The 12,299-nt window shown below is 48.2% G+C and carries 9 protein-coding genes; 2 read left to right on the top strand and 7 right to left on the bottom strand.

Annotated features, from left to right (window positions below; genetic code table 11):
• Positions 1-2: 2 nt before the first annotated feature.
• The 5 genes from IEX98_RS00340 to IEX98_RS00320 all read right to left on the bottom strand — a co-directional run bounded on the left by IEX98_RS00340 (position 3) and on the right by IEX98_RS00320 (position 5,622).
• On the bottom strand, positions 3-482 hold the full coding sequence (locus tag IEX98_RS00340) for a DUF6530 family protein (protein WP_188886967.1): 480 nt from the start codon (positions 480-482) through the stop codon (positions 3-5).
• A 254-nt stretch (positions 483-736) separates the two neighbouring features.
• Positions 737-1,819, bottom strand: a complete 1,083-nt coding sequence (locus tag IEX98_RS00335) for an ABC transporter substrate-binding protein (RefSeq protein WP_188886966.1) — start codon at positions 1,817-1,819, stop codon at positions 737-739.
• A gap of 93 nt (positions 1,820-1,912) precedes the next feature.
• Entirely contained in the window at positions 1,913-3,553 is a 1,641-nt protein-coding gene (locus tag IEX98_RS00330; RefSeq protein ID WP_188886965.1) for an AraC family transcriptional regulator, read from the bottom strand.
• A 216-nt stretch (positions 3,554-3,769) separates the two neighbouring features.
• Positions 3,770-4,897 (bottom strand): AbrB family transcriptional regulator, encoded by a 1,128-nt coding sequence (locus tag IEX98_RS00325; RefSeq protein WP_188886964.1) that lies wholly within the window; start codon positions 4,895-4,897, stop codon positions 3,770-3,772.
• The gene (locus IEX98_RS00320; protein ID WP_188886963.1) at positions 4,897-5,622 is read right to left on the bottom strand and encodes an MBL fold metallo-hydrolase; all 726 of its coding nucleotides are present in this window, start codon (positions 5,620-5,622) and stop codon (positions 4,897-4,899) included. Before IEX98_RS00320 ends, IEX98_RS00325 begins: the two co-directional genes overlap by 1 nt.
• Positions 5,623-5,790: 168 nt before the next feature.
• Here IEX98_RS00320 and IEX98_RS00315 point away from each other — a divergent pair, with 168 nt between their 5' ends.
• Positions 5,791-6,696 (top strand): TetR/AcrR family transcriptional regulator, encoded by a 906-nt coding sequence (locus IEX98_RS00315; protein WP_188886962.1) that lies wholly within the window; start codon positions 5,791-5,793, stop codon positions 6,694-6,696.
• A 1,188-nt stretch (positions 6,697-7,884) separates the two neighbouring features.
• Here IEX98_RS00315 and IEX98_RS00310 read toward each other — a convergent pair.
• Both IEX98_RS00310 and IEX98_RS00305 read right to left on the bottom strand, forming a co-directional pair.
• The gene (locus tag IEX98_RS00310; RefSeq protein ID WP_188886961.1) at positions 7,885-9,636 is read right to left on the bottom strand and encodes a sensor histidine kinase; all 1,752 of its coding nucleotides are present in this window, start codon (positions 9,634-9,636) and stop codon (positions 7,885-7,887) included.
• Positions 9,637-9,669: 33 nt separating this feature from the next.
• The gene (locus IEX98_RS00305; protein ID WP_188886960.1) at positions 9,670-10,344 is read right to left on the bottom strand and encodes a tetratricopeptide repeat protein; all 675 of its coding nucleotides are present in this window, start codon (positions 10,342-10,344) and stop codon (positions 9,670-9,672) included.
• Positions 10,345-10,532: 188 nt separating this feature from the next.
• On the opposite strand from IEX98_RS00305, the gene IEX98_RS00300 reads away from it, so the two are divergent.
• Positions 10,533-12,104: a catalase gene (locus IEX98_RS00300; protein WP_188886959.1), complete on the top strand. Its 1,572-nt coding sequence runs from the start codon at positions 10,533-10,535 to the stop codon at positions 12,102-12,104.
• Positions 12,105-12,299 lie beyond the last annotated feature (195 nt).

Below are 12,299 nucleotides of genomic sequence, written 5' to 3'. Positions count from 1 at the left end.
CTTCAATACCCCATATCCTGTAAAATTTTTGATAATGCGCGCAAACGTTCGCCGATCATTTCATCGTCGTCGCTTAGAGCTTGACTAAACAGTTTGATATCATCATTGATTTTTTCATTGTCCGTACATATCGCTACGGTCATCGCATCTCCTTGAAGACCTATCCGGTCAATGACGGACGCCTGCGGATCATATAAATGCTCATAGCGATAAGCTTCGCTGAAATGTTCCAGAGTCCGGCAAATGAGAATAGACAAGTCCAGTACACGATGGATAGGCAGCTCTTCAGATTGCCTGGACCACTTTTCTCCGGTATATCTCCACACCTTAGCCGAAATATCGATCTTGCCTCTATCGTTCCATTGGGCAAGTCCTAAAGAAAGACCTTTTGCGTCCGAATTTCTGGCCAGTCGGCCGTCAACCTTCTCGTATTTTTCTGCTACGACAACAGGCTTATGTTTTAATGCAGCCGGTATTTTCATCTTGTTTTCCGTCCCTTTCACTTGTTTACTAATTTACTGATTTACTAAATTACTGCTTAATCGTATATTGGATTTCTTCGTTCGTCAAGTGGCTTCCGCTATTTTACATTTTGGAACGATGGCGCACTGAACCAAATCAGACCCATGCTGCAGCGCAAAAAAGAGACCCATGCCTATTCGCATGAGCCCCTTTTTGCCGCTAATATAAAAGCAGCATCCCTATCAGGGACACTGCTGCGCAGAAAAAAACTTATTTATTTGAGCGCCGTCAACGTTTGTACAATGTCATCGATCTTTTTCGCATCGGCGATTGGACCATTCAGTGCCCAGTGGCGGGCAGAAACCTTGAAAGCATTTCCTTTTGCAACAGCAGGTATAGCCTTCCACACCTTCATTTGCTCCACCTCAGACGCTTTAGCGACATCCTTCTGGAAATCCGTTTCGGAAGACATGGAAGCTCCGTAATCCATGAATAAGTAATCCGCTGTCAGCTCAGGGAGCTTTTCCAGTGAGATCATCGTACCTCCCCATGTATCCTTGGTTTCCTTCTGGAATTTCAGCACCTGAGGATCCGGCTTCAGACCCAGATCGTTATAGAGCACAGATGTCCAAACATATTCCGGGAAATCCAATTCCACATCCTTCGTTGCCGGACGAACGAAAGCGACCGTTTTATCCTCACCAACTGCTTGTACGATGGCCTCTTTCGCTTTCTTCAATTTATCCTGATACGCTTGAACTATCGCCTTAGCCTGTTCTTCTTTACCTAGCGCTTTTCCAATTTCAACAATGCCGGTTTGCCAGTTATCCCGGACAAAAGCAATCGTTGGAGCAATTTTGCTAAGCTGCTCATAACCGGCTTGATCGGTCATATACGTATTCATAATAATAAGATCAGGGTTAACGGCTGCAATAGCCTCCAGGTTGATATCGAAGGAGCTGTTAACCGGAATCCCTTTTTCTTTAATTTGCGCATCCAAATAATAGCCATCCGTGCTGAATGCCTGAACGAGCGGCACGTCGAGTGAAAGCAGCATATCTTCCATTCCGATGGATACGATTCGTTTGGCATTTGCCGGAACTGTCGTTTCGCCGTAGTCATGCTTGACGGTCACTGCTGTCTGCTCGCTGCCATTGCCCGATTCGTTGGCATCAGGTGATGGAGAAGCCTGTTCTGTCGCAGGCGGTGTGGCTTCCGAAACATTGCCGCCATTGTTACCGCAAGCTCCAAGAACAAGCACGAGCATTAGTGCAGTAATTATCGATAAAATCGTGAAGATGCGAGGCTTTCGGGACCTTTCATCTGAATAGTTTGTGTTTGATTTAACATTAAGCATGTAGTCGCTGCCCCCTGAAATTGATAATCATTCTTACTGTATTGAGTATAGCGAGCAGCTATTCATCTGTATATCCACAATCATGCGGAATGTTTACTGATGGGTGCACAAAATCAGATGCTCCAGCATCTCCAGCTGTCGTTCTTGATAGAGCGCAGAATTTTCAAACCAAGGATATACCCATGCCTGATGCCCCTGCTGCAAGTGAACCATGTTCTCTTGGACTTGCCGAAGTCCGCTCCATTGCTTGTCCGCTTGCAGCCTCTTCCAATATGCCTGAGATTGGGTATCGCCATTCACGCTAACGATGAACCGGCAGTCCTCCTCGCAATGGGAAAGATGTTCAAGCTCCACAGGTGCGTACCATTCTATGTTATCCATCAGTGAAGCTGGCTTCATCCCAAGATCATCATAAAGAACGGTCATGGCTTTACGTCCCCATATTTGCAGCTCGTTCCCAGCTACCTTGAGTACCAGCACTTTTTCATCGCCAACGCTATTATGAACTCGTTCTTGCACAAGCTTCGCCTTCTGTTCATAATGTTCGAGCCAAGAAATAGCGTCTTCCTTCATTCCCAGGAAATCAGCTACCATTCGCAGATGCTGCCGCCAGCCCGCTTCCATCCAAGGCAGCAGCAGGACTGGCGCAATTTCACCAAGCTGAGCCGCTTCTTCCTTCGAAATCGTGCTGTCCAAGCCGATGATGCAATCCGGTTTCGCTTGCTGCAACGCGCGATGATTGAACTCGTAATGATGGCCAAGCGGCACTTCGATGTCGCCGCTATATTTGCGGCTGAATTCATCGGTCCAGTAATGATCAAGCGGAGCGGCATGCGGTACGACCTGCAGCGGCAGCAGTTGTCCAAGCACCGGCCAGCTGTAAGCGGCTACCTTGCGTCTTCGGTTGCGAAGGTAGAGCGCCGGTGCAATGCCAACCTCCTTTTTGAATACGGTCCGGAAATACGATTCACTCCGAAAACCAACCCGTTCGGCAATCTCGCTTACCGGCAAGCCGCTCTCCAGCATTAATTTTTTGGCATGCTGCAGCCGCACCTCCGTTAAATACTCAACGATGCTCTTGCCGTAGCGTTCCTTGAATCCGCGCATGAGGTGATAACGGCTCACTCCCGACAACGCAGCCAGCTCATCGACGGAGAGACCTTCCCTATAACGGAGATCGATCTCTTTCTTCACAATCTCAGACGCTTCCGTATCACGATGCTGTCGTTGTTCGATTAACAATGCCAGCAATTCATAAAAGCTTGCCTGAACCCGCATTTGATCAGCTGATGCCGACGGTGCAAACGATAGGGATCGCTCCCAATACTCGTGAATCTTATCGCCTAGACGAACGGAGTCGGCAATCCGGTATTCAAGCATGTCTAGATGGAATGAGGCTGGTATATTTTCCTGCCCTTTTCCGGCTGGTAAAGAGCCTTGCTCAAATTCGAGAACATACAAGGCCTGTTTCTCTTTTGAAGGTCCGCCTGTCTCGATCCACTGTCCAGGATAGCAAAGGATAACCGTGCCGGAAACAGCAGAAATTCGAACGCCATCTACAATAACCCGGCAAGGACATGCGCAAATGACAAGCCGATGCCGCTCCAGTTGATCTTTTCGGAACGTCCATTCTTGCCCGCTGTATTCTACTTTTTCCACATAGATGAGCTTTAGCCATGCATGACTCAAATAGTCCCATCCGCTCTTATGCAGCATATTTATTTCAGTAGGCATTGCAATTTCTCCACTCATGCGTTATTTATATATACCAATCATAACTGATAATAATTCTCACTACAATCCTGTCCTTTTTTTGGCACCTGTTTAGGAGCGCTGATGGTGGTATGCCGATTGCAAATGCTATCTCGAAATGATCAGGAATCAGCCAAGACAAAAAGGCACTGCCCCATGAGGAGCAGCGCCTTTGAATGCGACTTGTATTGTATGCCATTAATGTGCCCTTTCTTTTCCCATCAACATCGACCGAAAGATCAATCTCAACAAAGGCGGCACTGCAAAAAAGATAAATAACGTACGGAACAGCTGATAGCTCGTAATAACTGATAAATCTCCGTTCACTTCCTTGGCGATGAAAGCCATCTGATCCATGCCGCCCGGAGAAAGGCTTAGGAAAGAGGTAGCGAGCGTAATGTCATGCAGTTGTTCTAGCAGCAAACTAAGGATAATCGAGCAACCGATTAGCGCTACCCCGTTCAGCAGCGCGAGCAGGACGATTTTAACCTTATTTTTCAGGTTTTCCGGCTTCAGCAGCAGCCCGATATAGCTCCCCATCATCAATTGTGAAAACTCAAGTACGAGCGGCGGCAAGGAATGGCCCTCATACCCCGACAAATTCAGCAGTATGGTGCCGATCATCGGCCCAAGCAGAAATGCCGTCGGGAACTTAATTTTTTGGCCAACAACAGCTAGCAGTATACATACCGCTGCGAAAAGCCATATATGCGGGAACAAAGCGGCATAGCCCGAAGCTCCGGCTGCGTCAGAGATTGCCGCGCTGTGGCTGCCGGTCACATGAAACAACGGGCTGAAGATCAACAGCGGTACACTGAACATGATCATAATCAGCCGGGACACCTGCAAAAAGGTGACGACCGTCAGATCGATGCTCTTCATCTCTTCAGCCAATGAGACCATCTGGCTAAGCCCGCCAGGAATGCTTCCCATCAGGATGGTCGGATAAGGAATGCCGGAGATCTTCGACACGACAAACGCGATGCCTCCAGCGCACAAGAGTAACAGGGCTGTAAACAGAATCATTGTTGGCAGTTGCTGTCCAATTTGGACCAAAGTCGATGCCGTAAACGACAGTCCTAACGTATACCCGATAATAATCATTCCGGTATTGCGGATTTGTGCAGGCCAATAGAATGAAATACCCCTCCACAATTTGGAGCCGATCAAGACAAAAACCATAGAGCCCAACAGCCAAGGAATAGGCATATGGATGAGTTGAAAGAAGAAGCCTCCCAGAACAGCAATGACGCAAGTCACCAAAAACCGGATCCACTTATTTTCCTTCCAAGTAAGGCTTTGCGGTGAATGCCCTGTGCTGTCCATTACAGACGCTCGATCAATTCGTGTATGGCTTGAGCGTCGCCTTGAAACAAGCCTCCGTGGTAGCATATGACGTTTTCGATCGGATAGGCCTTCAATTTACGGAGTGACGCAAGCGCCGTTTCCATTTCCGGTGTAACGGACGGATTAGGTCCTTGAAGCTTCCCGTTCACAACGACCATGGCATCTCCAGCAATGAGCGTTTTGCTGGCTTCATGGTACAAAGAAATATGTCCTGGCGTATGCCCAGGTGTATGGATTACCGTTAGTCCTCCGCCAAACGGTAGCTGATCTCCATCTACCAGCGAGTGGGTTACATTTTTAACGCTGCCCGAAAAGGCGGTCTCGAATGTAGAAGCAAGGTTTTGTGGCAGAGATGCGATTAGCCCTTTTTTGAATTCTTCACTTAACTTGATCATTGGCTTTAAACCGTCGATATAAGGCTGGTCGTCTTCATGCGCATACACATTTACGGCTTCGTCCTTAAACTCCGGCAGGCCGCCTACATGATCGAGATCTTGATGGGTCAAAATAATGGAATGAGGAGCCGACGGATCGATACCCGCTTGGGTCAAAAGCTCCGTAATAGGGCCGTAACAGCCAGGCATTCCGGTATCCACCAATACATAACCATCCTCATCGCGGATAACCGTCGGGTGAATGACCATTTGGTTCTCGCCCATTTGAAGGGTAATGTTCAGCATTTCAATATAGGGGTTAATTTTCATGTTGTGCCAAAGCCTAATGCTCTGGCTCACCTCCTAAATAGTTATAATGATGACGATGACGATGAATAAAACTCGTAAGTTCATTATATGACCCATAGGTTTTTTCGTCAATTCCTTTATTGACCATCCCATTCGGACATGTCAGAATGTGTACAGGTGATGATGCAAATGGAACAATTCAAAAGACGTCAAATTATCGATACCGCCATGCATATTTTCAAGGAAAAAGGCTATTTCGCCGCCTCTATGCAAGACATCGCAGAGGCATGCGGCATGGCCAAAGCAAGCATTTACAAAGTGTTTCCTTCAAAGGAGGACTTATTTACCGGTATCTTTGTCGACGTTCACAAGACCTTATTCGAAGATGCCGCAGCGCTTGACCGCAGTTTGAGACTAGAAGAGCTTCCGCCCAAAGAAATTTTGCGCCGCAAGATTGCGTTTCAGCTGCAATTCATGCTCGAAAACTACTTTTTCACAAGTGAATTCAAAAATTTACCGATCGTAAGCAACGAGAGTTTTCTTATGGAATGGCGTAAAAAACGAGCCACTCTCCTTACCATGCATCATGACTGCTTCACTGAAGCGTATGGCGGGCCCATTATTCCTTATCTCGGAGATACCGTAGCCATTTTCCGGGGCATAATGAAAGAATATTTATCGCATACCGTTCAAGCCATCATTGCAGTGCCAATGGGAGATTTAGCCGGATTCATTGCGGATCGAATGGATACGGTTATCGGCGATATGATCGCCAGCGGGGCAAAGCCTATACTCAAGGCATCGAGCGCTTATTTCAACGATATCAATCCGTTAGACGAAGATACGCGGCAGACAAACCTCGGGGAGTTTTTGACGTTTTTTGCCGGCAAAATCCGTGAACTGCCTCAGCCTGACCGTATCCGTGATGAGCAGCTTGAAGTCATGGGTCTGCTTCAGCGCGAGCTTGAGCAATCTGCGCCAAACAGCACCCTCGTGCGGGTATACATCACTTTCCTGGATGCCGTCAGCGATTTGAGACCCTATGTGCATCAGCTCAGCTTCATCCTGAACCGTTTGGGAGCGCAAAAGTTATAGGTTTTACAATAATGCTGTACTCCCCCTGTATGAGCAGGGCGAACAATTAGCGAAGTTCATTTCGCTAATTATTCGCCCCTTTCGGCGTTCCGCCACCCAACCCACCGTGAGAACGAAACACTTTCGCTATTTACTCAAGTTCTCTTCGCAATTGCCCACCATTTCGGCGTTCTGCCATTCAACCGATCGCACAACGAAGCACTTTCGCTATTTTGCGAAGCTAGCTTCGCTGTAGCTTGCCATTTTCAGCTACGTCCTGCAATTTACGAACCTAACTTCGCTACTCGTGAACCTAAGTTCTCGGTTAGCGAAAATCGCTTCGCTGTTTCCCATGGCAAGGCAGCTCATCATCCTTTTTGCGAAATTGGGTTCGCTCATTTGCGAACCCGCTTCGCTAATTCGGCGTCCGCCTTACAATCAGCCTACACAACGAAGCACTTTCGCTATTTACCCAAGTTCTCTTCGCAATTGCCCATCATTTCGGCGTCCCCCTCCAACTAACCGCACAACGAAGCACTTTCGCTATTTTGCGAAGCTAGCTTCGCTGTAGATTGCCATTTTCAGCTACATCTTGCAATTTACGAACCTAACTTCGCTATCCGTGAACCTAAGTTCTCGATTAGCGAAAATCGCTTCGCTGTAGCCCATGGCAAGACAGCTCATCATCCTTTTTGCGAAATTGGGTTCGCTCATTTGCGAACCCGCTTCGCTAATTCGGCGTCCGCCTTACGATCAGCCTACACAAGGAAGCACTTTCGCTATTTACTGAAGTTCTCTTCGCGATTGCCCACCATTTCGGCGTCCTGCCATCCAACCAATCGCACAACGAAGCACCTTCGCTATTTTGCGAAGCTGGCTTCGCTGTAGCTTGCCATTTTCAGCTACGTCCTGCAATTTACGAACCTAACTTCGCTATCCGTGAACCTAAGTTCTCGGTTAGCGAAGATCGCTTCGCTGTAGCCCATGGCAAGACAGCTCATCATCTTTTTTGCGAAATTAGGTTCGCTCATTTGCGAACCCGCATCGCTAATTCGGGGTCCGCCTTCCTATCAGCCTACACTAGGAAGCACGTCCCCTATTTAGTGAAGTTCTCTTCGCAATTGCCCACCATCTCGACGTTCTGTCCACCAAACCACCGCAAACACAACAAAAAAACCTGCCGCTCATCTGCGGCAGGTCCTATCAACGCTATAGCGGAATGCGAATAACGAATGTGATGCGCTCCATCTCGGTCGCGTACACTTGGATCGTTCCTTTATACTTGTCCACGATCGACTTTACAATATACAAGCCAAGGCCTTGATGGTCGTCGTCCTTCGTCGAGAATCCGGCTTCGAACAAGGGGCTCTCCGACACAGTAGAAGCATCCTTACAAGTGTTGCTGATCTTGAACTCCAAATGTCCATCAGCCTGATGGGCAACTAAATCGACTTCCCGGCGCTGCTCCACATAGCTCAACACTTCATCAAACGCATTATCGATGAGATTGCCGAGCATCCGGTTCATATCGAGCGTCTTGATCCCCATTTCCAATCGGTTCAAGCCATTAAACGTACAAGCAAACTCAATACGATAGCTTTCAGCCTGTGAAATCTTGGAGCGGATCAACGCCGCGATTGCCGGATTGCCGATATTGATAATATCGTTCATCAACCGGATCTCACCAGTGAGTTCCTTCGTATAAGCAATGAGCTCTTTCGATTTGTTCAGCTCAGCCAGCGAATGGATCGTCTGAACATGATTCAGAAAATCATGGCGCTGCGCCCGGATCGCCTGAAACATCGAATTAATTTCATCTACGTAAGTTTGCTGCGCCACCTGTACCGCTTTTTCCCGTGATTGACGATAATAATTCATTGCAATGGCTGCAATCGCCAGACTTAATCCCGTTACAACGATAATAATGAGGCCGATATTAATAAATTGCGAGTCGAGCTGGTTCTGAATAATTTGGTAATCGGACACCAACGTTAGCACATAGCTATTAATAGGATTTCCGTTCTCATCTACGATGTTAATCCCCTTGTCTTCTGTGAAAACAGGGATAAACATCTTCATCACATGCTGACCGCTAATGTGCTCGTTTACCGTTACGATTTTGCCCGACTTATAAGCCTTGGCTACATTAGCGTCGTCCTTACTCAGCTTGTACTCGTAGGTTCCGTACATAATCGGCTTCTGCAAAATATGCTCCTGCAATTCGCCGTCATCATTAACCGTCTCAAATGGTCCTTTGCTGAACGTACTCGGATTGATTACCGTCACTTCCAGAAGCGATTCGCTGCTTGCAAGTGACTTCTCGATCATCGAATTGACGCCAGTCAAATTCTCGTAATCCGCAAGCATCGTATAGCTGACATAAGGATCGATTATATAGTTCGTTGATCCATCATGGTAGTAGCCCCATTTGTAAATACTGCTCGGATCGGAGGATGCTACCTCGTACGGTCCGCTCCAGAAATTCGGCAGTGTTTGCCCGAGCCATTTGATGCTTACATTCTTATCATCGAACAATTGGTTGAATGCGATGTACCAAGGATCCCATGTTTTGGTCCCTTTCCCCAACTGTTCATTCGGATCGGACGATTTATACATAATAATGTTGTCTTCGGTTCGCTTCAGCAGCGTAATATGTTCGACCGCAAGCTTTTTGCTCAGCTCGCGGAGCTCCTCGTTCGTCACTTTCTCCACGTCGGGGTCCAGCGCATATTGAGCGGCAACGGCAACAGACCTCAGCTCCCGGCCGATTTGTTCTTGAAACTTCTCCGCCCCCAAACGCGATTGCTCCACGGACAGCTCGATTTGTTTGGCTACAGCTTGCATCTCGTGATTCATTGCCGCTTCAAGCGACCGCTTCGTCAAAAAATAATAGGCTGTATTATTTAATAAAATGATAACTACGATGATGCTAATCGCCATAAACCATATATTGCGCTGCATGAAGAGCTCCTTCTCTATGTATATATTTTCCCCTCAGCCAGCTATCCGTTTGATGAGCAATCGAATGGCCCATTTTCTCTCGGTCCGTTTTTTATAACGCGGCAAAGCACGATATACGCGCAGCCCTTCCTCTATCGCTTCGGCGGCATCCTGCTTACGGTCCATTAGTTTATAAATCGTAGCAAGCCGTTCGAAAGCTTCGCAGGAAGAGGACTGAATGTTCTGAAACGAAGCAATATAAGATAGCGCTTTTTCCGTATTTGTTCTGGAATAGTAGGTAGCAAGCCGCAAATAGGGGGCTCCGTATTTCACTCTAGGGTTAATTTCCAACGCTTTATGAATGGCGGTTTCACCACGTTCATGTTGTCCGAGCTCCAGGCAGCATAGGCCAAGATCATCCCAGTACTCTGCAGAATCCTCCAGCATCCTCTCCATCGGCTCGAGCAGCCCCAGCGCCTCACGGTATTTCTTCTTTTCTATTAGAATGCGTGCTGCTTCCAGCTTGGAAGAAGTGTCATTCGGAGCTAACGCAATATGACGCTTCAGCTTTCGCAGTTGGCTCGATCTGCGCAGCGGTTTCATAAAGCTCGGAGTCAGCCCCACGAACCGGCGGTCGAGCGCATACAAAATAACGAGCAGCACGATAATGGCTATGAATGGATTACCTGTCAGCCAGGTTAAAAAAACGAAAAGCAGTACTTTAGACATCGATCCATATTCCCCCTACTTAGATAAGGAAACCTGAAAATGCTTTGTAAATCTTAATTAATAATAGCATACCGGCACGTTTGTGAGAATAATCAATGCTCCCTCAAACTCATAAAATAAATGGTTTCGTGGAATATTACGGAAGTATTTCAGCCTGAATTTGAAAATTGAGGAGGAACTTCTCGATAATGTCAACGAACCGCCAAGATGATGAGGAACAAACGCTAACGAACCGTCAAGGCCATCCGGTGTCAGATAATCAAAACATGAGAACTGTTGGCAGTCGGGGTCCCGCAACGCTGGAAAATTATCATTTCATTGAAAAAATCACGCATTTCGACCGGGAGCGTGTGCCAGAGCGCGTCGTTCATGCCAGAGGCGCTGGCGCTCACGGCTATTTCGAAGCTTATGGCACCTATGGCGATGAGCCAATCAGCAAGTATACTAGGGCCAAGCTGTTTCAGCAAAAAGGGCAAAAAACGCCTGTTTTCGTCCGCTTCTCCAGCGTTATCCATGGCGGGCATTCACCTGAAACGCTGCGCGATCCCCGCGGCTTTGCCACTAAGTTTTACACCGAGGATGGAAACTGGGACTTGGTCGGCAACAATCTGAAAATATTTTTCATCCGCGATGCTATGAAATTCCCTGATATGGTCCATGCGTTCAAGCCCGATCCGGTAACGAACGTGCAGGACATGGAGCGCTTCTTCGACTTCGTATCCAATACGCCGGAAGCGACACATATGATCACCTTTCTGTTCTCCCCGTGGGGCATCCCCGCCAATTACCGGCAAATGCAAGGCTCCGGTGTCAATACATACAAGTGGGTCAATGCCGAGGGGCAGGCGGTGCTGGTCAAATATCACTGGGAGCCGCTGCAAGGAATTCGTAATCTGACGCAGCATGAAGCCGAACAAATTCAAGGCAAAAACTTCAACCATGCGACGCAGGATCTGTACGAAGCGATCGAACGCGGCGACTTTCCAGCTTGGGAGCTGGCCGTTCAGATCATGGAGGATGGCGAGCATCCCGAGCTTGATTTCGATCCGCTGGACGATACGAAGCTATGGGACCCGGACAAGTTCCCCATGGTGCCGGTCGGTAAAATGGTGCTGGATCAAAATCCGACGAATTATTTCGCCGAAGTGGAGCAAGCTGCGTTCGGGACGGGCGTCCTCGTCGACGGCCTCGATTTTTCCGATGATAAAATGCTGCAGGGACGCACGCTCTCCTATTCGGATACGCAGCGCTACCGTGTAGGCAGCAACTACTTGCAACTGCCGATCAATGCGCCGAAGAAGAACGTTGCCACCAATCAGCGCGACGGTCAAATGGCTTTCTACGTCGACATTGCGCCAGGCCAAAACCCGCATATCAACTACGAGCCATCGTCGCTGAACGGCTTGCGGGAGGCTGAACTAGGCGGCAAGCCCCATCAGCCATCCTACAACGCCAGCCTGGTGAAGCAAAAAATCGAACGAACGAATGATTTCGGCCAAGCCGGCGATACCTTCCGTAAATTCGAGCCATGGGAACGCGAGGAGCTGATCCGCAATTTGGGCGAAGCACTGGCGACCTGCAGTCCGGTCATTCAGCAAGCGATGACCGCCAATTGCACGCAAGCCGATCCAGAATATGGACGGCTCGTTGCAGAAGCGATCAAGCAAGCGGAAGCCATGTCCAGTCATGAAGGTACGCCAGCAGCCCGCGAAGGGATGGAGCTGTCCGAAGAGTTAGGACAACGGACAGACGGCTACTAACCTTTTCCTTGACGAAGCAGCTTTACGTTACTATCATTGAAGGTATCCAGCCTATGATAACGGCGTGTTACTTCAATGTTAACTTGAAGGCATGAGCCAAGAACAGAGCGGCCGGCCGGCACTGCCGGTACGGTTCTCTTTTCTTGGCTCTTTTTGTCGGAATTTGGTATTCTATTACTGAACAGGGGGGATCGC

It is taken from the genome of Paenibacillus radicis (ex Gao et al. 2016) (genome assembly GCF_014641555.1).
Classification (GTDB): Bacteria; Bacillota; Bacilli; order Paenibacillales; family Paenibacillaceae; genus Pristimantibacillus; species Pristimantibacillus radicis.
This window is presented reverse-complemented; position numbering and strand designations above follow the sequence as displayed.